This window comes from Actinomyces sp. HMT897, from assembly GCF_016626125.1.
Classification (GTDB): Bacteria; Actinomycetota; Actinomycetes; order Actinomycetales; family Actinomycetaceae; genus Actinomyces.
Map to the genome: position 1 here is coordinate 2,074,137 of NZ_CP067336.1, position 21,661 is coordinate 2,095,797.

Annotated in this window: 14 protein-coding genes; 10 read left to right on the top strand and 4 right to left on the bottom strand. The window is 69.4% G+C overall.

Translation table 11 applies throughout. The features are described from left to right. The first annotated feature begins 237 nt into the window (after positions 1-237). Positions 238-645: an FKBP-type peptidyl-prolyl cis-trans isomerase gene (locus tag JJJ15_RS08150; protein WP_106110213.1), complete on the top strand. Its 408-nt coding sequence runs from the start codon at positions 238-240 to the stop codon at positions 643-645. Positions 646-965: 320 nt separating this feature from the next. Here JJJ15_RS08150 and JJJ15_RS08155 read toward each other — a convergent pair whose 3' ends face one another. Then, entirely contained in the window at positions 966-2,042 is a 1,077-nt protein-coding gene (locus tag JJJ15_RS08155; protein ID WP_200510403.1) for a hypothetical protein, read from the bottom strand. Positions 2,043-2,576: 534 nt separating this feature from the next. Here JJJ15_RS08155 and JJJ15_RS08160 point away from each other — a divergent pair. The 5 genes from JJJ15_RS08160 (at position 2,577) to JJJ15_RS08180 (ending at position 12,420) form a co-directional block, all read left to right on the top strand. Then, positions 2,577-3,104 carry a DUF2992 family protein gene (locus JJJ15_RS08160; protein ID WP_200510404.1) on the top strand — a complete coding sequence of 176 codons (528 nt, stop codon included), beginning with the start codon at positions 2,577-2,579 and terminating at the stop codon, positions 3,102-3,104. Positions 3,105-3,873: 769 nt separating this feature from the next. Beyond that, positions 3,874-5,757, top strand: coding sequence for a dihydroxy-acid dehydratase (gene ilvD / locus JJJ15_RS08165; RefSeq protein WP_200510405.1), 1,884 nt, complete (start codon positions 3,874-3,876; stop codon positions 5,755-5,757). Between the two features lie 482 nt (positions 5,758-6,239). Then, entirely contained in the window at positions 6,240-7,625 is a 1,386-nt protein-coding gene (locus tag JJJ15_RS08170) for an alpha/beta fold hydrolase (RefSeq protein ID WP_200510406.1), read from the top strand. Continuing rightward, positions 7,610-11,842, top strand: coding sequence for a tetratricopeptide repeat protein (locus JJJ15_RS08175; protein WP_200510407.1), 4,233 nt, complete (start codon positions 7,610-7,612; stop codon positions 11,840-11,842). The genes JJJ15_RS08170 and JJJ15_RS08175 overlap by 16 nt, the downstream gene beginning before the upstream one ends. A 98-nt stretch (positions 11,843-11,940) precedes the next feature. Next, positions 11,941-12,420 (top strand): hypothetical protein, encoded by a 480-nt coding sequence (locus tag JJJ15_RS08180; RefSeq protein WP_200510408.1) that lies wholly within the window; start codon positions 11,941-11,943, stop codon positions 12,418-12,420. A gap of 662 nt (positions 12,421-13,082) precedes the next feature. Here the strand turns inward: JJJ15_RS08180 and JJJ15_RS08185 are convergent. After that, positions 13,083-13,691, bottom strand: coding sequence for a DUF1269 domain-containing protein (locus JJJ15_RS08185; protein WP_200510409.1), 609 nt, complete (start codon positions 13,689-13,691; stop codon positions 13,083-13,085). A 390-nt stretch (positions 13,692-14,081) separates the two neighbouring features. On the opposite strand from JJJ15_RS08185, the gene ilvA reads away from it, so the two are divergent. Then, positions 14,082-15,653, top strand: a complete 1,572-nt coding sequence (gene ilvA / locus JJJ15_RS08190) for a threonine ammonia-lyase, biosynthetic (protein ID WP_246742260.1) — start codon at positions 14,082-14,084, stop codon at positions 15,651-15,653. Positions 15,654-15,750: 97 nt separating this feature from the next. Next, positions 15,751-16,305, top strand: coding sequence for an NAD(P)H-dependent oxidoreductase (locus tag JJJ15_RS08195; RefSeq protein ID WP_200510411.1), 555 nt, complete (start codon positions 15,751-15,753; stop codon positions 16,303-16,305). A gap of 1,007 nt (positions 16,306-17,312) precedes the next feature. Here JJJ15_RS08195 and JJJ15_RS08200 read toward each other — a convergent pair. Then, on the bottom strand, positions 17,313-19,400 hold the full coding sequence (locus tag JJJ15_RS08200; RefSeq protein WP_200510412.1) for an ABC-ATPase domain-containing protein: 2,088 nt from the start codon (positions 19,398-19,400) through the stop codon (positions 17,313-17,315). 443 nt (positions 19,401-19,843) lie between these two features. Next, positions 19,844-20,923, bottom strand: coding sequence for an acyltransferase (locus JJJ15_RS08205; RefSeq protein ID WP_200510413.1), 1,080 nt, complete (start codon positions 20,921-20,923; stop codon positions 19,844-19,846). Positions 20,924-21,013: 90 nt separating this feature from the next. Here JJJ15_RS08205 and JJJ15_RS13490 point away from each other — a divergent pair, with 90 nt between their 5' ends. After that, on the top strand, positions 21,014-21,352 hold the full coding sequence (locus JJJ15_RS13490) for a LysE family transporter (protein ID WP_281433018.1): 339 nt from the start codon (positions 21,014-21,016) through the stop codon (positions 21,350-21,352). Further along, the gene (locus JJJ15_RS13495; protein ID WP_281433019.1) at positions 21,343-21,618 is read left to right on the top strand and encodes a LysE family transporter; all 276 of its coding nucleotides are present in this window, start codon (positions 21,343-21,345) and stop codon (positions 21,616-21,618) included. The genes JJJ15_RS13490 and JJJ15_RS13495 overlap by 10 nt, the downstream gene beginning before the upstream one ends. The last annotated feature ends 43 nt before the right edge of the window (positions 21,619-21,661 follow it).

The window sequence follows — 21,661 nt, forward strand, 5'->3', positions numbered from 1 at the left end:
GGGTGGTGGCCCCTGCCGCGGGGCAGGCCGCGCTTAACGCGAGCGGCTGGACGGGCCGCCCCGAGACGGTGGCCTCTGCCGCGGGCCGTGCGCTGGTCCGCCTCGTCCTCGGAGCTGGGCGTCTCGGGGGAGGCTCTACGGGGAAGCTCTAGTCGATGGCCTCCTTGTCCCCGGGGGCCAGTTCGCGCTGGGCCAAGGAGGACGGTGAGCTCGGCGTCGTCCCGTAGGCTCGCGGGCATGAGCAGTACCAGTATGCCCTCGGTTCAGGGCGCTAAGGGCACCAAGCCCGTTCTCACCTTCCCCGGCCCGCAGGCCCCTGAAGGCCTTCAGGTCCAGGTGCTCGACGCCGGGGACGGCCAGGTGGTCGAGGCCGGGGACACCGTCGTCACCCACTACCTGGGCCAGGTCTGGGACGGGCAGGTCTTTGACAACTCCTACGACCGCCACCAGCCGCTGGACTTCCAGGTCGGCGTCGGCATGGTGATCCGCGGCTGGGACGACGGCCTGGTGGGCCAGCGCGTGGGCTCGCGCCTGCTGCTGTCCATCCCCGCCGAGCTCGGCTACGGGGAGCGCGGCGTCCCGCAGGCCGGCATTAAGGGCGGGGACACCCTCGTCTTCGTCACCGAGATCCTCGGCGTCATGTGACCACCAGCCCCTGACAGACCGGGGCGGTCCGGCACCACTGTGGTGCCGGACCGCCCCGGTTCGTTCGGGTAGGGCCGCCTGGCTCAGGCTCGGGTAGGGCCGCCCCGGTCTGGGAGGCCGCCCGGTTCGGGTAAGGCCGCCTTGAGCGGGTGCCGCAGCCCCTCAGCGCCCCGGTCGCGGCCTCCTGCTGCTGGGCGCGCGGCCTAGCCGACACTCCAGGACCAGATGGGCCTGGGTGCCGCTGCTGGGCGCGCGGCCGGGACCCGTGCCAGGGCGGGTCGGCTAGGACGGTCCGCCCCCGGGCCCGCTCGGCTACCCCCTTAGGACCGGCGCATCCGCCTGAGCACCAGGAGGAGGCCCGTGGCCGTCAGCCCCAGTGCAATGCACAGCACACCGGCGATCTGTACGCCGGTCATGGCCAGGCCCTCTGAGTCCTGGGTGGAGGCTGCCTGGACGGGAGCGGGCTCATTGGGGGCGGGCTGGGCGGGAGCCGGGTCCGGCGCCTTGGGGTCGGGGTTCGGCGCCGGGTTGGGGGCCGGTGCCGGGTTGGGAGCAGGGTTGGGCTCGGGCTCGGGCTCGGGGTTGGGGGCCGGGTCCGGGGCTGGCGCGGTCTTGGTGGTGATACGGAAGGACGGCGACTGGATCGGTGTGCCGTCCACGACGACGTCCGGGGTGTGCGTGGCCTCGGCTCCGTAGCTGTCGGGGGCCGTGTAGGTCACGTCGAAGCTGGCCTTCCACACCCCGTCCTCCACGGTCCCGGTGACCGTCTGGCCGTCGACGGTGACCGTGGGCGGGGTGGCGGGCGCCTGCGCGGCCGGAGGGGCGGGCGGCGTCTGGGAGCCCAGCTTCCAGGCGGACAGGACCTCCCCGCCGAAGTTCCCCCGGCGGTAGGCCGTGAGCCTGGTGCCGGAGTCCGGGACCGTGCAGGTCACGGTGGTCTCCTGACCCGGGTCCAGCTTCTGCTCCTCGGGTTCGCAGGTGCCGCCGGTCAGCTCCTGGCTGGCGTCGTCAGTAATGTGGAAGCGCATGTCCGCGGGGTTGGCGAACACGCCCGAGCCGTTCCTGACCAGGAACGAGACGGAGCGCTGCGAGCCCGCGGCCTGTGAGGGGATCTCAATGCCGTAGCTCCGGGTGACCTCGGCGCCCGGGTCCACGTCCAGGGCGTCGGCCGGGGAGTCCAGCAGGCTGACGCGGGGGCTGCCCCAGGTCGTGGCGGGGGCGGGCTGGGTGTCGGCGTAGGCGGCCGTGAGGCTGCCGAAGTGGCCGGGGTCGGAGCACATGAAGCCGTCGGCGCACTCCAGGGTCGGCTGGTCGGCGGCGGCGGTGGGGGCCAGCAGGACGCTTCCTGCCACCATGACGGCTGCGGCCGTGGCCGCTGTGAGTGGACGACGTCGCATGGGAGAGGCTCTCGTTTCAGGGCGCGGAGAACAGGATGGAGTTGAGGGAAGCCTAACGAAGGCGTGGTCTCCAGGAGAGCACCCGAGGTCATGGTATGTCTCACGTCACCGCGACACCGCGGACACCTGGACGCGGGCCACCCAGTCGAGCAGGGCCCAAGGCCCCGCCCCTTCCGTGAGAACGGTGCTTGTTCGTCGTGAGAACGGTACTTATTCGTCGCGAGAACGGTACTTATTGCTCGTGAGAACGGGGGTGCCCTGGTGGCCTGGCTGCCGACGCCCCTGCCCTGGTCCGGTAGGTGAGTCGGTGGACGCCCGCGGTATCCTGGCCACGGCGCAACCGCGCCACACCCGGTCGCACGAACTGCACGGTCCGGAGGAAGTCCGGATGACGCCGCTGGGGCAGGAGTGCCCCCAAGCCCATAGGGGAGTGATAACCAGGCGTTCGTCACCCACGGCACGACGGCCCACTGCCACCGCCGCGGGACTCCAGCTGCCACCGGGTGCGAGTAGTCGCACCCGAAGGAGTCCGCAGTGCCCTCGTCGTCCGCGCCGTCCTCGTCCCGGTCCAGCTCCCCGCCCTCGCCAAGGGTCTCAGCCCGCTTCACCGTCTTCTTCGACGGCCAGTTCTGGGTAGGCGTCCTTGAGCACGTCAGTGCGGCCGGGGCCAGTGGCGCCGCTGACGGGGCCGTGGCGCACACCGTCCGTGCAGCCAGGTGCGTGTTCGGCGCCGAGCCCGGCGACGCGGAACTGTACGCCTTCCTCCTCGCCCACGGCGATGACCTCATCGACGCTGTTGAGAGCTCGACGCCGGTGACCGCCACCGGCCGTGCCGGACGCATCGGCCCTGCGGTCAATCCCAAGCGTGCTGCTCGCCTGGCGGCCAAGGAAGCGGCCCGTCCCCGCCCCTCCACGGCGGCTCAGGTAGCGCTCGCGGCCGCTCGCCAGGAGCAGGCGGCGCGCGCGGGGCAGGAGCGGAGCCGAGGCCGCCGCCAGCAGGCGGATGAAGCCTGGGCCCGGCGTCGTGAACGAGCCCGGCGTCGTCATCGTGGACGTTCGTGACGTAAGGGTTCCCCACCCCGCCCCGGACGACCAGGCCCGCGTGCACGGCCTCGCGGCGCCTCGCGGAGGCCGCGCGCCCCGCCCCGGCTGACCAGACCCGCAACCAGGCCTCGCCTACGCTGTACGCCAGGGCGCGGCGACCGCTGGCCCGGTGGCGGAAGGCGCACAGCGTCCGCCCGGGGAGGTGACGACGGGCCGTCAAGGACGGCGGCGGCGTCGCAGCGGCCGCCTGGGGAGGTGACGCAAGACGTACGTCACGCAATTGCCCCTCCTGGTCGCCCGGGCACGTCAGCGGGACGCACGGTGCGACGCCAAGGTGCTGTGTCTCACCTCTGTCGCCCCGTCCTCTTCTCTCGTGGTCGCCAGCTCGCTGCCTGACGCCCTGGTGCCAGCGGCCCGCCCGCTACGAGGCAGGCTCCGAGCCACCAGGTCAGGTGCCTGGAAACAGCGTGGTACCGCCGTTTGACGCCCCTAGGTCCCGGCGTGGGACCAGGGGCGGCGCACCGTCCGCCGTGGTGCGGGGGCGTCACGGTCGGGTGGGGGAGCGGGGCGGGGGGCGTCGCGGTCAGGGGGTCGGGTGGCCTGCCCGCGGGCCCGGGAACAGGCGCGGGTGCTGCGCGGTTGCCTCCTCGAGCCTCGGTGGCACCTGTGGCGCGTCGCGGCCACGTGCCGCAGACTACGCTGGGGACGACACGGCGTCGTGAAGCGTCGGCCCCGGTCGGCTCCTGCGACGCCGTTCCCGTCAGACACGTCCGCAAAGGATCGCCACATGCCGCAGTACCGCAGCGCCACCTCCACCCACGGCCGCAATATGGCGGGCGCCCGCGCCCTGTGGCGCGCCACCGGCGTGAAGGACTCCGACTTCGGCAAGCCCATTATCGCCATTGCCAACTCCTTCACCCAGTTCGTCCCCGGACACGTGGGCCTGCGCGACGTCGGCCGCCTCGTGGCCAAGGAGATCGAGGCCGCCGGGGGCCTGGCCAAGGAGTTCAACACGATCGCCGTCGACGACGGTATTGCCATGGGGCATGACGGCATGCTCTACTCCCTGCCGTCCCGCGACCTCATTGCCGACTCCGTGGAGTACATGGTCTCCGCGCACTGCGCCGACGCCCTGGTGTGCATCTCCAACTGCGACAAGATCACCCCGGGCATGCTCATGGCCGCCATGCGCCTGAACATCCCCGCGATCTTTATCTCCGGCGGGCCCATGGAGTCGGGCAAGATGGTGGCCGCCGACGGTACCACCCGCAAGCTCGACCTCATTGACGCCATGATGGACGCCGCCGACCCCACCGTGGACGACCAGACCATTAGCGCCATTGAGCGCCTGGCCTGCCCCACCTGCGGCTCCTGCTCCGGGATGTTCACCGCCAACTCCATGAACTGCCTCACCGAGGCCCTGGGCCTGGCGCTGCCCATGAACGGCACCCTGCTGGCCACCCACGCCGACCGCGGTGAGCTGTTCAGGCGGGTCGGCCGCCAGGTCGTCGAGATCACCCGAGCCTACTACGAGGGCGGGGACGTCTCCGTCCTGCCCCGTTCCATCGCCACCAAGGCGGCCTTCGAGAACGCCATGAGCCTGGACATCGCCATGGGCGGGTCCACCAACACCGTCCTGCACCTGCTGGCCGCCGCCCAGGAGGCCGAGGTCGACTTCCACATGGCCGACATCGACCGCCTCTCACGACGGGTGCCCCACCTGGCCAAGGTGGCGCCGTCGACGAACCTGTACCACATTGAGGACGTCCACCGTGCCGGCGGCATTATGGGGATCCTGGGCGAGCTGGACCGCGGCGGCCTGCTGGACACCTCCACCACCAACGTGCTGCGCTCCACCCTGGGCGAGGTCCTGGCCGCCTACGACGTCGCGCGCCCCGGCCCCGACGGCGTCCCCGGCTCGGGCGTCGCCGACTCCGTGCGCACCGGCTACCTGGCCGCCCCGGCCGGGGTGCGCACCACCGAGATGTTCTCCCAGGCCTCCCGCTGGGAGTCCCTGGACACCGACCGCGCAGGCGGCTGCATCCGCGACATTGAGCACGCCTACTCCGCCGACGGCGGCCTGGCGGTCCTCTTTGGCAACATCGCGGAGAAGGGGTGCATTGTCAAGACCGCCGGGGTGGATGAGTCCATCCTGACCTTCTCCGGGCCCGCCGTCGTCTTTGAGTCCCAGGAGGACGCCGTGGCCGGGATCCTCGGCCGGAAGGTGGCGTCCGGCGACGTCGTGGTCATTAGCCACGAGGGGCCGCGCGGCGGGCCGGGCATGCAGGAGATGCTCTACCCGACCACCTACATTAAGTCCATGCACCTGGGCAAGGAGTGCGCGCTGCTGACCGACGGCCGTTTCTCCGGGGGCACCTCGGGGCTGAGCATCGGGCACGTGTCCCCGGAGGCGGCGGCCGGGGGCCTGATCGGCCTGGTGCGCAGCGGCGACGTCATTGACATTGACATCCCTGCCCGCTCCATCTCCGTGCGGCTGGACGAGGCGGAGATAGAGCGACGGCGCCGGGAGGAGGAGGCCCGCGGCGAGGCCGCCTGGAGGCCGCACACTGTGCGCCCCCGCAAGGTCTCCGCCGCCCTGCGCGCCTACGCCATGCTGGCCACCAGCGCCGACCTGGGGGCGGTGCGCAGCCGCGAGCTCCTGGGGCTGTAAGGACCGCCCTCTGAGGTCTCCATCTGCTTCATGGGCCCCGCCCGCTCCGGCCGTGGGGAGCGGCGCAGGCACCTCCATGCCACGGCGGCCCGGGCAGGAACCGGGCCAGGGCCGTAAGAACTCTGTCTCCATGCCCTCGAAGACCTTTGCCACCAGTGCCTGCTCCGTTACACCACGCCAACCCCATCCGCAACGGTGGATCAGGGTTTAGACAGGCGGGTCTGTACAAGTACTTGTCGGTTCTTACGCTTGCATCTTCTGCTGGTTCCGGCCCTGCGTCGCCCGCGTCCAAGACGTCCAGGCCCTACACGGCCCAGCCCCACGTCACCCAGCGGGGTCCCAGACCCTCGATCGTGTGGTCCATGGCCCTGGCCCTGAGAGGCCTGCCGATACCAGAACCTGTTATGTGACCTGCTGTGCAGGTGGGCTAGGGCGCTGTTAAGCTACTAATTCAGTGGTAGGTCTTGACTCGAGAGGTTGCCATGGAACCCCTGATCGTTGTCATCCCTGGTATTGGCGGGAGCATCTTGGCCGACGATGACGGCCGCACCGTCTACACGGTGAAGGCCTCGACTGCCCTGGCACGGTGCCTGGACCCGCAGGCACTGGACATGGACCGCTCCCTGCACCCGGTGGGGCTCATCCCCACCTTCGGCGCCTGCCACCCTCTCCTCATCACCGGCTACGACAGGCTCATGAGCCGTCTGACCCAAGTGCTCGGCCTGAGTCAGGCGGAGGTGGCTACGGCTCGTCCGGACGATCCTCAGCCGGTGCGACCCGACGCCTCCCTCGTGGCCTTCCCCTATGACTTCCGCCGCTCCGTGGCGCACAATGCCGAGGTCCTGGACCAGGAGATCCGTCGGCGCGCCCAGGGACGACCGGTCGTCCTCGTTGCTCATTCCATGGGCGGGCTCGTGGCGGCGTCGTGGTGGGCCAGTCTCAGCGACGGGATCGAGGTCAGGGAGATCATGACCCTGGGTACCCCCTACCTGGGGGCCACGAAGGCCCTCGAGGTCCTGGTCAACGGGGCGAGCGCGCGCGGCCTGCCCCTGCCTGGCCCTTTCAACCGCGTGCTGCGGGGCTGGGACTCGGTATTCGACCTGCTGCCCCACTGGAAGGCGGTCGGGGACGGGACGGGCCGACTCTACCCCTACCAGGTGGCCCAGGCCGAGCAGGTTGTGCCCGGTTTCCAGGCCCGGGCCGAGGCGGCCTACCTGGCAAACCGCGCCCTGCACCAGGAGCTGGACGCCAAGGCGGCCAGCATGGGTGGGAACCCCTTCACCGTCTACTACACGCAGGGCATCCCCACCTTGTGCCGGGCCGTTCTGACCGGTGACCGCCTGAGGACCGAGAAGGCGGACCTGCCCGGGTTCGGTACGGGCCGCCACGGCGGTGACGGTACGGTTCCGGCGACCTTTGCGATCCCCGATTTCCTGGAGGGGACACCGAGATCCTGGCACCGATTGAAGAGTAAGCACGGCGAGCTCATGGAGGAGGGTGCCGTGGACGGGCATGTCGCCGGTTACGGCACGTCGCCGGTGCCTGCGGCCATCCGGGGCGCCGAGGAGCACCCTGCGGCCTATATGTGTCTGGACCTTAATGACGTCGTCCCGGCGGGGCAGCCGCAGACGGTGCGTATCACTATTGAGGACGCCTCCGGCCAGGCGCTGGATGCCACCGATCTCCGGGTCGTCCTCACCTCAATGGGCGAGGTTCCCGTCGAGGCCGACGGTGAGGCGTGGGTGGCGCAGATCCCGCCGCTGAAAGCCGGGGTCCACCGCCTGAGGGCCATGGCCGCGGGTGTGTCCGGGGGGCTGGCACTGGAGGAGATCGTCCGAGTGGGGGTTGTGCCGTGTCTGAGCGAATAAGGTGGGACGCCGAGCAGCATCCAACCTACCTGGCGCGTATGGTGCACGCTGGCTGGGTGCATCGCCTCCTACCTGCGGCGGACGGCCGGCAGATGCCTGGGCCGGACTCGAGCGAAGTTTCTCTCAAGTGCCAGCGGATCATAGAGCAGCTGGCCCTGCTGGGCATCCGCTACGTGCGCGAGCCGACGGACTCTGAGCGCGGGGCGCAGGACGTGCGCCCTCTGAACGAGGTGCTGTCCTGGCGGCTGGCCACCTGCCTGGACATGTGCGTCACCTTCTGCTGCGCCGCCCTCGATGCGGGTGTGTACCCTATGATCCTCACCCTTAAGCGGGGCGAGCGAGAGCATCAGCAGCGGCATGCGATCGTCCTGGTGCCTGTGAACGCCTCCTGGAGCGTGGGCTGTCCGGTCCGGCTGGAGGAGGGGTTTGCGCGCGAGCCCTTCCTCGATGAGGACTTCCGGATTGAGGACCTTGTCGCGTCCGATCCTGAGCGCGCCCAGTCCTGGCTGGCGATTGACGCGCAACAGGCGACGACCCCTCCCGGTGGATCTCCGGGCGACTGGGCAAAGGCTTTGGCCAAGGGCGCCGAGTACCTGCGGACCTGGCAGTGGGACGTGTGCGTGGACGTCGGGGGCCTGCGGGCCACCACGATGCTCGACGACGCCTCTGCACCCGAGGTCAAGGATCCCTCCGTGATTCTGCTGCCTGGCTACCTCCCTTTGGCCGAGGGGGTGACGCCACTGCAGCTGCTCCGCACACGCAGCGGGGTGGTGCCCTTCTGCCCCCGCCAGGAGCTGAACCAGCTGCGTGACTGGGCCCGCACCGCCAGTGGCACGTCCAAGGATTCCGATCGCACAGGCGCCGATCTGGCGGTGGCCCTGGTGACGGGCGCGGGAGGATGCGGCAAGACGAGGCTCGCGGCCGAGCTGTGTCACAGCCTGAGCACCTTGGGCTGGTGCGCGGGTTTCCTGCCCGCGCGGGCGGACCTGTCTGACGCCGAACTGGCCGAGTTCAGTAAGCTGACCACCGAGTTACTCATTGTGGTGGACTATGCCGAGGAGTCCCGCCAGGAGCAGTTGCGGCGTCTTCTGCGCGCCCTGGCCGCGCGCCGTTCCCCGACGCGGCTCGTCCTCACCGCCCGCGGCGCGAACGTGTGGTGGGAGCAGTTCCGGGAGAACATGGAGGAGGACGGGGTCCGCCTGGGGCCGATGCTACCCGTAACGCTTGATCAGCGTCTTAAAGTTCCGGAGCTCCTATACCGCCGGGCTGCCCGCGCCTTCGCCAAGGCCATGGACTCATCCTTACCCGCAGACCTGCCCTCCCCGGAGCGGGAGGGGAGAACCACCCTGGACATTGTGCTTCAGGCCTGGCTGACGGCGCTGCCGAAGAAGGAAGCTGATGCAAAGAAGGCCGACGTCGAGAAACCAGCACCAACACGGGCCGACCTGTATGGCAGGGTGCTAGAAGCGGAGTTCGGGCGGTGGCGTGAGGAGGCACGGGGATCGGGCCTCACAATTATTAGTAAGGCCCATCATCGTCGGGCGGCAGCCGTCCTGACCATACTGGCTCCAGCCCCCGACGCCGAGGCGGTCGACGAGGTTCTCTCCCGGCTGCCGGAGTGGAGCAACGAGCACCTCCTGCGGAGCCGCTACGCCGAGCTCCTGGAGGAGACGCTGCTACGCGGTGCCGGGGATGGCGGTGTGGCCCTCCAGCCGGATCCGGTGGCGGAGAACCTGGTCCTCCAGGTCTGCAGAAAGGCGCCGGAGCTGCTCGATGAGGTGTTGCCCCAGGACCCACTGACGGTGCCGGGCCTTGAGGATCCTGAGGCTGACGACTTGGTGGTTGCGCGGGCGCTGGCACTGAGGGAGCAGGCAGAGCGGTGCTGCGCCGTCATTACCCGAGCCGCGGACCTGGACCCGGAACGAGCACTGATCCTGGCCAGGCGAGTCCTGGCCGCACGTCCGCATCTGTGGCGTGCGGCTCTGCGTGTTTCCCTGGCTCAGGGAGGACCTTTTGTGTGGGCCCTGGAGGAGCTCGTCACTAGCGGAGCTGATCTGCCACTGGCGGAGATTGATGAAGCCATTCCCCTCGGCCACAGCTGGCTGAGAAATCTGGGTGTGGCGGTGGCGCAGCGACTGGAGACCTTGGCGGGAGACGAACCTGCGCAACGAGCCCAGACGCTGAACAACCTTGCCGTCCGTCTGTCGGAGGCTGGGCGTCGGGATGAGGAGGCGCTTCGTGCCGCCCAGGAGGCCACAGGTCTCTACCGGCAGCTTGCGGAGTCCAATGAGGCTGCCTACACCCCTGACCTCGCCATCTCCCTGAACACCCTCGCCAACTGCCTGTCGGAGGCTGGGCGTCGGGATGAGGCGCTTCGTGCCGCCCAGGAGGCTGTTGACCTGCGCCGGGTCCTGGTCGAGGGCAATGAGGCTGCCTACACCCCTGACCTCGCTATGTCCCTGAACAATCTTGCCGTCCGTCTGTCGGAGGCTGGGCGTCGGGATGAGGCGCTTCGTGCCGCCCAGGAGGCCACAGGTCTTTACCAGCAGCTTACCGAGGTTAATGAGGCTGCCCACACCCCTGATCTCGCTATGTCCCTGAACACCCTCGCCAACTGCCTGTCGGAGGCTGGGTGTCGGGATGAGGCGCTTCGTGTCGCCCAGGAGGCCACAGGTCTTTACCAGCAGCTTACCGAGGTTAATGAGGCTGCCCACACCCCTGATCTCGCTATGTCCCTGAACACCCTCGCCAACTGCCTGTCGGAGGCTGGGTGTCGGGATGAGGAGGCGCTTCGTGTCGCCCAGGAGGCCAGCGGTCTCTACCGGCAGCTTGCGGAGTCCAATGAGGCTGCCTACACCCCTGGCCTCGCCGCCTCCCTGAACAATCTTGCCGTCCGTCTGTCGGAGGCTGGGTGTCGGGATGAGGCGCTTCGTGCCGCCCAGGAGGCCACAGGTCTCTACCGGCAGCTTGCGGAGTCCAATGAGGCTGCCTACACCCCTGACCTCGCCGCCTCCCTGAACACCCTCGCCAACCGCCTGTCGGAGGCTGGGCGCCGTGACGAGGCACTCCAGGCCGCCCAGCAGGCCGTCACCCTGCGCTGCTCTCTGGCCGAGGTCAATGAGGTTGCCTACACCCCTGGCCTCGCCAGATCCCTCACTAAACTTGCGGACATCCTGTCGGAGGCTGGACGTTGTAAAGAGGTCTTGGAAGCCTTCACTACGAACACAGGGCACCTGTCGTCGGCCGCCCGAGCCTATCTCCTGCTGGCGCGGGCCAATTGGCGTGGGTCCGAAGGGACCGAGGATGTGGTTGCTGCTGCCCAGGAAGCCAATGAGGATGGCGATCCTCGACTTCTTGGGCCATGTCGACGCGAGATTGCTGCGGCCTTCCGGGAATTCGGTCTCGCGAATGAGGCCACTCCCGCCTGGGCGACTGTTGTTGTCGATGAGCCTCTCAGGCAACGTCTGGAGGCATGGCTTGGATGCGATGGTCCAGCCGAGCAGGCAACCTACCTGAAGTCGAATTGGAGTTCTCCCACTCCCTCAGACTGCGAGACGCTCGGTGCGATTACCGATCTCTTCGTCGATGTGCCATTGATTGCTGTACTTCATCAGTATGTCGCCCAGGTCAAGAGTCGTGGTATTGATGAGATTGTCTCGTTGTTGAGAAATCGGGACCTCGCCGTGACATTGACCAAAGAATGGCTCACCGAGCACAGGCAGGGTCGCGGAGGCCGGTACCTGAGCGACCACCCCACGCTGCTGACCAATCCTGAGTTTGCAGACCTTGTTCCACGAGTTCTGACGAATCTCACCTCTGCCGACGAAGCCGCCGCACTCACGGCACTGCTTGACCTGGCCCGTCTGTCCGATCCGGAGATCGCCTACGCGGTCACGAGTACTGATGATGCTGACGATGCCCTTGCGGATCTTCTGGAACAGGGGAAGTGGCAGGCACTCCTTGCTGCCCTGGTTCTGAGCCCCTTGACTGACCACGCGCCGCTTGGCATTCTCGCTGAGGTCCTGCATGCGGCTGCGGTCGGAGAAACCGAGAAAGCAGTGGTCCGGCTCCGAGACGCACTCGAGTCGGTGTCGTCGTTCCACGTTGATCAGTTTCATCTCCTGCTGTCCCAGGCTCTTCTCCATGAGAATTGCCCGTCAGGTTTCTCGGATCTGCTTGACGTCCTCAATCATTCCTCATGTGCGCCCTCGTCATGAGATTAACCGCTGCGGATGTCATATTTTTCAGGCATCTCAATGAGCGCTGTCGCAGCGGCACCGAGGGGGAATGTCGATCAGCCAGGGAGGTGCGCCGCGTGTGGATCAAGAGCAAGCTCGAGCAAGGAGCGCCTCTCAGCGAGTTTCGAGATACGTCTGCGACTTCGGCCGCGATGAGATCCGTGCGTAGTGCACGCCTGAAGCACCGGTTTGTCCGTTGTTGCATACTTACATCGATCCTGCTCTCCCGCGCCGTCACCTCCCTGGTGAGCCGCGACAGCCAAGATATTCGAGATTTTATTACTGAGTTTGAGACGAAGGGGCGTCTGCTTCCCGATGGCCGGGCAGCCTTGACGACCATGGGCGTCGAGCCCACACGTGACTTGGAATTCGTATCTCAACGCTCGCGTTCACGACAGAGGCCATCGACCGCCATTCTTATTATGACAGGAAGTGAAAGTAACGGGAATAATTTCAATGCCGGGGTCACTTGGATCCGTACGCTCTTCTGTGCTGCGAGCAGGAAAATCGAGGAATACCATAACGTCACGACGGACGAAGTGCCCTCGCACTGCTGATCCTTAATCCTTCACCTCGTCTTCCACGCAACCGGTAGCGCGGCAGAGCTGGCGGACTCTTGTGATTCTTCGAAATCCGTTCAGGTCAGAGTCTCCAATCTGACTGCCATGCTCGCAGCAAAACCTGCGTCCGGTCTTCTCGTCCTCGACGGGTGTGGCTCAACCTTGATCGCCACGCACTTCGATAACTGGTCGTCGGCAATTGTGTCCTGGCCCGGGAAGGTCAGTGACCGTAGTCTTTACAAATCGCTGCTCCAGGGGAGAAGCTGGCAGATACTCATCGAGCTGGATTAACGGCTCTTGGCAGTGTCCCCGAAGAGCGGTACCCAAAGTATGCCGGCAATATGGAGTGGATTCTCGCACAAGGCTGCCCGTGATTGGAGTGGCAAGGTGCGGGTCGGCTGGCACGGGCGGGTCGGTCTCAGCCTGCGGCCACTAGGGCCAGGTTTCGGGTGGCCTCGGTGTGCTCTTGGGTGACCCGAGTGCGCCTCGCTGTTCGCATGTTCTCGCCCCGTTCCGTGTGTTCCTGCACGTCCCGTCCTGACACACGTCGCCGCGCCTGGCAGTCTCGCCTGCAGGTCGGCAGAGAGGGCTGCTCCACCGGGTGGACCCCAGGCCCCGGGGCCCGCAGCTAATACGGGCCCCGGGGTGGGGAGTGTCGCTCAGTCGCCGATACGCAGCCTGGTCTTGAGCGAGGCCAGGCGCTCGTCGAGCTTCTCCTTGCGCTCGGAGCGCTTCTGCTCGCGCACCACCCGCCGGGCCTCGGCCTGGGCCGCCTCCGCGGCGGCGCTGGCGGCCTCCAGCTCGGCCACGACCTCGGTAACCGGGCGGCGGTAGACGGTGCCGCCCAGGGCGGACACCTGCCCGTCCACGACCTCGGTGGCGTACTCGGTGACCTGGGCCAGCAGCGCGGTCTGGCCCGGGGGCACGGCCTGGCCGAACTCGGTGAGGACGTCCGCGCTGCGCTCGGCGCGGTCGATGTCCAGCAGGCCGCCGACCAGCGCGCCCGCGCCCCAGCCCATGAGCATCCCCAGGGGGCCGCCCAGGACGCCGATGAGCATGCCGACCAGCCCGCCGGTGGCGGTCCCGGCGGCGCCGGTAGTGTCCTCCTGCTCGGGGACGGACAGGTGCCCGTCCGGGGCGCGCCTGACGACGGCGGCGCTCACGAGGTCCAGGCGGCCCGCGTCGGAGGCCTGGCGCAGCTCGCTGAGCGCCTGGTACGCCTTGGACTCCTCGGGGAAGGTGACGGCGATGACGTTGGTGTCTGCCATAATGAGGCTCCTTGCCTGTTGGTTGTCCGCTGACTGGCTGTCCGCCGGCAGCCTGCCAAGAGGCTGCCGGCGGCCCGTCTGTCGGCCGCGTCGGCTCCAGGTCCTCGACGTGGGCCGGGGCCCTGGAGCTCGTCCGTGATCCGACCGATACCTGACCGTAGGTATCGGGGCTGGTGACGAGGATGGTTCTTCCTGTGTGCCGTCTGGGTAACTGGCACCGGGTGGTGCTGGTACCGGGGTCCCTCAAGGCGGGCCGGGCGGGCGCTGGTCTTGGCGCGGGCGGGTGCTGGCCTTGGTGCCAGGCAGGTACCGGGCGGACGCTGGCCTTGGCGGCGGGCGCCAGCCTCGATGCCGGGCGCCGGCCTCGGCGTCGGGTGGTCTGCGGCTACCCTGGGCACCGTGAACACGCTTGAAGGCAATCCGACCGCCTGGGACAGTGCCCGCTACCTGCGGGAGGTGCTGCGCGCCCCCGTCTACGAGGTGGCCGAGCACACTCCCCTCCAGCCCATGCCCGCCCTCTCCGAGCGCCTGGACTGCACCGTCCAGGTCAAGCGTGAGGACCTCCAGGCCGTCCACTCCTTTAAGATCCGCGGCGCCTACAACGCCATGTGCGCCCTGGACGAGCAGGCGCGCGCCCGCGGCGTGGTCACCGCGTCGGCCGGCAACCACGCCCAGGGGGTGGCCTGCTCCGCCTCCCGCCTGGGGGTGAGCGCCCTCATTGTCATGCCCACCGTCACCCCGCGCATTAAGGTCGACGCCGTCCGGGCGCTGGGGGGCGAGGTCCTCCTGCACGGGGAGAACTTCGACGCCGCCAAGGCCGAGGCCCTGCGCCTGAGCCAGGACGAGGGACGCACCTTTATCGCCCCCTTCGACGACCCGCGGGTCATCGCCGGCCAGGGCACGATCGGCCTGGAGCTCATCCAGCAGGACGCTCGCCTGGACCGTGTCTTCGTGCCGGTGGGCGGCGGTGGCCTGGCCGCCGGCATCGCCGTCCTGGTCAAGCAGCTCATGCCCGGGCTCCAGGTCATCGGGGTCGAGCACGAGGAGTCGGCCTGCCTGGCCGCCGCGATCACCGCCGGCGGGCCGGTGACCCTGTCCCACGTGGGGCTCTTTGCCGAGGGCGTGGCCGTACGCCGTATCGGGGACGAGACCTACCGCCTGTGCAGCGAGCTGCTCGATGACGTCGTCACCGTCTCCTCCGACGAGGTCTCCGCGGCCGTCAAGGACATCTTCGAGGACGTGCGCGCCATCTCCGAGCCCTCCGGCGCCCTGGCCCTGGCCGGTCTCAAGCGCTACGTGGCCGAGCAGGAGGTCAGCGGGGAGCGCCTGGCCTGCGTCCTGTCCGGGGCGAACCTCAACTTCCACCAGCTGCGCTACATCTCCGAGCGCTCCGAGGTCGGTGAGCAGCGTGAGGCGGTCCTGGGCGTGACCATCCCCGAGCGCCAGGGGGAGTTCCTGCGCTTTGTCTCGGTCCTGGGCGGGCGCGCGGTGACCGAGTTCAGCTACCGGGTGGCGCGGCAGGACCCCATGGAGGACGCCCGGATCTTCGTGGGCGTGGGGCTGACCCGGGGGCGTGAGGAGCGTGCCGAGATCGTGCACGACCTGCGTCAGGCGGGCTACGACGTCGTCGACCTCACCGACGACGAGCTGGCCAAGGTGCACGTGCGCTCCCTGGCGGGCGGGCGGGCCCCCGAGGGGCTGAGCGAGAGGCTCTTCTCCTTCGAGTTCCCCGAGTCCCCCGGGGCGCTCATGAACTTCCTGGAGAACCTGGGGACCCGCTGGAACGTCACCCTCTTCCACTACCGGACCGACGGCGCCGACTACGGGCGCATCCTCACCGCCTTCCAGACCGGCTCCAGCGAGCGTGAGGCTACTGACCTGCGTCGTCACATGGACCGCCTGGGCTACGTCTACCGGGAGGAGACGGACAACCCGGCGGCCCGGTTCTTCCTGGGCAGCTGAGGTTCTTCCTGGGGCAGCTGAGGCGGCCGCAGGACTTGCCGCTGTAGGACCATGGTCCTTAGAGTGGTGGGTGAACCACCGACCGCAAGGAGAGACCATGGTCCGTTTCGCCGTCATCCTCGGCTCTGTCCGTCCCGCCTCCGTCGGCGCCCCCGTGGCCCAGTGGGTCGCGCGCAAGGCCTCCACCGTCGAGGGGGTCCAGGCCGACGTCATTACCCTGGCCGAGCTGGGTCTGCCTTTCTTCGCCGAGCCCGTGCCCCCGTCCCTGGCTGCCCCTACCGACCCCGCCGGGGCGGCCTGGAACGAGCGGCTGGCCGCCTACGACGGCGTTGTCATTGTGACCCCCGAGTACGACCACTCCGTCCCCGGGGTCCTGAAGAACGCCATTGACTTCCTGCGCCCGGGGGTGCTCGCCTACAAGCCGGTGGGCCTGGTCGGCTACTCCTACTACAACGGCATCCGCCCCCTGGAGCACCTGCGGGACATCCTGAGCGGGTTCGACGTCTCCTTCGTGAACCCCGAGGTGCTGCTCTCCCTGCGGGCCGACTTCACCGAGGGCGCCTTCACTCCCGCCGCCTACCACGAGGACGAGGTGCCCGCCATGGTGCGGGCCATGGTGGCCCGCTCCCAGGCCCTGGCCTCCCTGCGCTAAGAAGGCCGGGCCCGCCCGCCCCTTCCTCTCCCGCCCACCCGCCCACCCTCCTTCCGTGAGAACGGTACTTATTCGTCGCGAGAACGGTACTTATTGCTCGCGAGAACGGTACTTATTCGTCGTGAGAACGGGAGGTACGCTCGGGGCCTGCCTCATCGACTGGTGTGGGTGCTCTGGGCGTGAGCGCTGGTGGGGCCTGAGCGGGGGGGCGCCTGGTGCGTGTGGGTGTCCTGTTGGCGGGTGCGCCCCTGTCCGGACGTCCTCCGGGTGCTTCTCTGATGTTCTGCTGGACCCCCGCTAAAGGCATCGGCCTCGAGGTGCCTGCTGGCCGCGGGACGGGGGGCGTTCGGTGCATCTCCTGGCATAAGTCTGGGCAGATTATGCGATCACTTAGGTAGTCTACCGGTCGTATGCTGCTCCCGATCCTGCGCATGGCGCAATCTGAGGTTCAGAACAGAAGGCTCCCTCGGCTGTTCCAGGGCACAAGCCCATGACCTGGGCGGACATTGAGTGTCCAGAGTTGGGTTCAGGGTGCGTCCGGTCCTGAGTCTCAGATTGCACCAAACGGGCACCTGGCACACACTGGTCGTGCCTAAGCCGTCGGTGGCCTGATTGTCGTGGGAACATGTGCGGGGCGGTGGGTGAGTTGCACGTCCCTGAGCTGCTCACCGTGAGAGCGAGGGCCATCTAGCGGCGCGGGCTCCGGAACGTAGCGGCGCGGGCTCGGAGGGGTGAACGTACAACCCCACGAACCTTCCCTGTGAGCGCCACCATGGCCCATCACCATGATCCGCAGGCACCGCCAGGCCCCACGCGGAGGCGCGCCCCCCGTTCTCGCGGCAAATAAGTACCGTTCTCACGACGAACAAGTACCGTTCTCACGAGCAATAAGTACCGTTCTCACGGCGAACAAGTACCGTTCTCGCGACGAACAAGTACCGTTCTCGCGACGAACAAGTACCGTTCTCGCGGGGGAGGGGCGAGGGGCGAAGGGGCGGGCGGGGTGCCTACCGCGCTGAGCGGCCGACGTCCTCTGGTGTTGACGGCGTCGGCACCCGCGGCGAGGTCTCCAGCTCCAGCGCCCGGTAGCGGTTCGTGGCCGCCGCCACGTCCACGGCGCGGGGCCTGACCAGGAAGGCAGGGCGCTCACCGACGTCGCCCAGCGCGTCCAGGCCCTCGTCGTCCAGGAGCGCGTCCAGGTCCTCCAGGCACTGCGCCAGGGTGGCGTGCGCGTCAAAGCGCTGCTCCAGCAGGGCCCTCAGGGCGTAGGCGGCGGCCTGGGCCTGGCCGGGGTCCACGAGCCCGGCGACGTCACGGACGTCAATCTCCTCCCGGTCCAGGGTCAGGACCTCCGTCCCCCGGGCCCGGGTACGCACCGGACCGCGCCGTGTCCGGGCCGGGGCGGGCCGCGGCACCCGGCCCACGGGCCACGGGAACCCGGGCAGAGCGGTCACCTCACGCGGCTGGTCGGCGACGACGTGGCCCGCCTCCTGGGTCGCGTCACGCAGGTGGTAGGCGTCCATGAGCAGCACCCGGTCGGCCACGTCCAGGTAGTCCCCGCTGCCGCCCATGACCATGACCGTGGAGACCCCGGCCTCGGCCAGCGCCCCGACCCGGTCCACGAAGGGTGTGATGGGCTCGCGCTCGGCCGCCACCAGGGAGCGCATGCGCCGGTCCCGGATGAGCAGGTTCGTGGCGGAGGTGTCCTCGTCCAGGAGCAGCGCCGTGGCCCCGGCCTCCACCGCCTCGATCATGGAGGCGGCCTGCGAGGTCGAGCCCGAGGCGTTCCCGGTGGAGAAGGACTCCGTGTCCTGTCCGCCGGGCAGGTGGGAGATAAAGGCGCTCAGGTCCACCCCCGTGATGGCGCGCCCGTCCGCGGCCCGGACCTTGACGGCGTCGGGCAGGGTGGCCACGAGCTCGCGCCCGTCCCCGGGCACGTGCGGGTAGACGCCCCGCTCGATGGCGCTCAGCAGGGTGGACTTGCCGTGGTAGCCGCCGCCGACGATGACGGTGACACCCGCCCCCAGGGCCGTTCCCCGCACCGTGCCCGCGTGGGGCAGCTGGACGGTGGCGGCCAGGGAGTCGGGGGCCTGGAGCGGCAGGGCCCCGGTGCGCAGCGGCTCGTCCGACACCCCGGAGCGGCGCGGCAGGAGGGAGCCGTCGGCCAGGAAGGACACCCAGCCGCTGGCCTCCACGGCCCGGGTCAGCGCCCGGTGGTCCTCCAGGGCCGCCACGTGCTCCAGGAGGCGGCGCGCCCGCTCCCCGGTGAGGTCGAGGATCCGCTCCACGGCCCGGGGCAGGTCCCAGGAGACGATCCGGGAGGCCTCCCGTCCGCGGATGGAGCGCCCCTGGGCGGGCAGCGCCATGCGGGCGCGGATCTCAATGGTCTCGGCCGCGGGCTCACCCGGCCCGTCGGCGGTGTCGGGCCGGGGGCCGACGCCGGAGGGACCACCGGGCTGCGACGTCGCGGTGGCGTGCGGGCCCGCGCCGCCTGGGCCCCTGCCGTCCTGGGAGCCGGTGCCGGGGTCCGTGGGCGTGACGGCCGCCCCCCGGGGGTCCAGGAACACCACGCTGGAGCGTTCCAGGATCTCCTGCCCCGGGGAGGCGATGGACAGGGCCGTGCCCCGGAAGGCCGCGTAGAGCTCGCGGGTGAGGAAGTCCGCCACGGCCAGGCGCCGGTCGCCGGTCCCCAGGAGCCCCTCGTCGGCCAGGATCTTGGTGCCGGGCAGGTCCACGGGCATGGTGACGCGGATGCGCGTGGGCGGGGCGTAGGGGTCGGGCTGGACGTGGTCAATGTGGAGGGTCCAGCCCTCCGGGGCGGTATAGCGTCCCACCACCGCCTTGTAGGCGGCGTAGGAGCGCCCGTTGAGGGCCTGGAGGTGGCTCACCAGGTCGGTCAGGGCCCCGTCGCGCGGCTCGTCCACGTAGACCCGGCGGGAGCGGTCCTGGGCGCTGTGACCGGTGCGGCCGCCGCCCCGGCGCTCGTACCCTTCGCCCCGGCGGCCGTGGCCGCCCTGGCGACCGTAGCCCTCGCCCCGGCGGCCGTAACCGCCCTGACCACCCCGGGCCCCGTCGTCGTGCCTGTCCTGACTCATGCGTCCATCCTGGCACAGGACCGTGTGCCCCACCCAGGTCGCGTGTGGCGTGGGGCCGGGTGTGGCGTGGGGCTGGGGCGCGCCTCACCGATGCGGTACGCGGCGGCCTCGGTGGTGGGCAGGCCTGACCCGGCGGGTGCGCTCACCGCGGGCGCAGGCGTGGGCGCTGACCTTGTCCGCGGGGCCAGCCAGGTGTGCCGGTGGGCCGGGCGCCACCCCCCGCGCCCCGCGGGCGCGCCGCTCCGGTCCCCCGAGAAACCGCGGGAGACCGACGCCACCCCCCGCGCCCCGCGGGCGCGCCACCTCGCGGCTGAAGAGCGAGGCCGCCGACAGGGTGACCGCGCGCCGCCCCGCGCGCGGCAGCCCACGAGCGGCACCCCCGCGAGCGGCAGCCCGCGTCCTACCGGCGTCCGCCGACCGTCCACAGCCCCCGGAAAGGTGGCTCAGGTACGCGCCCGGGCGCGGCGTCGGGCGTAGGCGGAGCGGATGCGCCGCTGGGCGGGTATCTCCACACCCCGGTGCAGCGCCTCGGCGCAGATCCAGGAGACCACGCACACCGCGGTCAGCAGGGCCAGTCGTAGCGGGATCCCCAGCTCCGTGCCGGGCAGGTACGTGTCCATGAGGTCGTTCGTGACCGCGATGACCATGTAGTGGACCAGGTACAGGGCGAAGGAGACCCGGCCAGCGTGCTCCAGGAGGGGAGAGGCCAGTGGCCCCGGCCTGCCTCGGACGTCGGCCAGGGCCGAGGAGACCACCAGGGCGCAGATAGCCGGCAGTGAGATGAACGACGCCGCCATCTTCATGGTGACCCCGGCGTTGCGCACCACCATGGCCAGTGCGTAGGAGGCGATGCAGGCGAGTACGCACACCTGTACCGGGGGGACGTGATTTCGCAGGTGGCCGCGGCGGAAGAGCTCAGCCAGCACGACGCCGATCACGAACTCCGAGGAGCGGGCCAGCGGCATGAAGTAGGGCCACTCCGCGTAGCCCATGAGGGTGACCGTCCGCCCCAGCGCCACGGTAATGACCAGCCAGGTCACGGCCACGACCACGAGGGTACGTGGTGGGCGACGGCGTAGCGTGGTAATGAGCCACGGCGCCAGGAAGTAGAAGAACGCCTCCGCCGACAGGGACCAGGAGACCGCGTTGAGGGACACGGCGATCCTCTCGTAGGGAGCCCACGCCTGCAGCAGAAAGGCGTCGAGGGGGATGAGCCACCAGTAGGTTATCGGCATAATGAAGAGGGAGACGACCAGCGTCACAATATGTGAGGGGTAGATCCGGGCGAAGCGGTTGACCCAGAACCTCCTGGGCTCAACGCGCTCACCGGGGCTGGCCCAGGTCAGGACGAACCCTGACAGGACGAAGAAGAACGCGACACCCATGTGGGCCAGGTCAAACAGGCGCCCGCCCGGGACGATGTGGATGAGCCTGGCGTGGAAGACGAGGATGAGGGCGGCCGCGAAGAAGCGCAGGGACGTCAGCCTGGGCAGGTTGCCGCCCACTGTTCTGGGTGAGGTCATGTGCGGGACTATACGTGCCGCCCCGGTCTGTGCCGGGACCTGTCGCCGGGGCTGTCTGCAGCCGCCGGACGAGTCCTTAACCTGGTGCCTATGAGCACAATGTCTCCCTATCTCACCGGTCTGGGTACCGGCCTGGGCCTTATCGTGGCGATCGGTGCCCAGAACGCGTGGGTGCTCCGTCAGGGGCTGCGTCGGGAGCACGTCGGCGTGGTGGTGGCGGTCTGCGTGGTCGGGGACGTGGGCCTGATCGCCGCCGGGACCGTGGGGATCGGTGTCATTAGCTCCTCCCCCTGGGTCCTGCGCGTCCTGCGCTGGGGCGGGGTCGTCTACCTCCTGGCCTTCGCCTTGCGGTCCTTCCGCTCGGCCCTGCGCCCCCGGGCCCTGGAGGGGGAGGGGAGCGCCGGGTCGGGCCGGGGGCCGTGGCCCTGACGACCCTGGGGCTGACCTTCCTCAACCCCCACGTCTACCTCGACACGGTCGTCATGCTCGGGGGCGTCGTCAACCAGTTCGGGGACTCCCGCTGGGTGGCGGCGGCCGGGGCCATGACGGGCTCCGTCCTGTGGTTCACCAGCCTGGGGCTGGGGGCCCGGACCCTGTCCGGTCCCCTGGCCAGGCCCCGGACCTGGCAGGTCGTCGACGTCCTGGTCGGACTGGTCATGGTGGGAGTCGCCATTGGCCTCGCCCGGGGGGCCTGAGGCGGGTTCAGGGAGCTGGCGGTCCCGGGTTCAGGGCGCTGGC

What these genes read in the sequence shown, in the direction of transcription:
- JJJ15_RS08155 (WP_200510403.1), bottom strand. Translation starts at nt 2,042, where the DNA reads ATGCGACGTCGTCCACTCACAGCGGCCACGGCCGCAGCCGTCATGGTG.
- JJJ15_RS08195 (WP_200510411.1), top strand. Translation starts at nt 15,751, where the DNA reads ATGGTCCGTTTCGCCGTCATCCTCGGCTCTGTCCGTCCCGCCTCCGTC.
- JJJ15_RS08200 (WP_200510412.1), bottom strand. Translation starts at nt 19,400, where the DNA reads ATGAGTCAGGACAGGCACGACGACGGGGCCCGGGGTGGTCAGGGCGGT.
- JJJ15_RS08170 (WP_200510406.1), top strand. Translation starts at nt 6,240, where the DNA reads ATGGAACCCCTGATCGTTGTCATCCCTGGTATTGGCGGGAGCATCTTG.
- JJJ15_RS08150 (WP_106110213.1), top strand. Translation starts at nt 238, where the DNA reads ATGAGCAGTACCAGTATGCCCTCGGTTCAGGGCGCTAAGGGCACCAAG.
- JJJ15_RS08205 (WP_200510413.1), bottom strand. Translation starts at nt 20,923, where the DNA reads ATGACCTCACCCAGAACAGTGGGCGGCAACCTGCCCAGGCTGACGTCC.
- ilvD (WP_200510405.1), top strand. Translation starts at nt 3,874, where the DNA reads ATGCCGCAGTACCGCAGCGCCACCTCCACCCACGGCCGCAATATGGCG.
- JJJ15_RS08185 (WP_200510409.1), bottom strand. Translation starts at nt 13,691, where the DNA reads ATGGCAGACACCAACGTCATCGCCGTCACCTTCCCCGAGGAGTCCAAG.
- JJJ15_RS13490 (WP_281433018.1), top strand. Translation starts at nt 21,014, where the DNA reads ATGAGCACAATGTCTCCCTATCTCACCGGTCTGGGTACCGGCCTGGGC.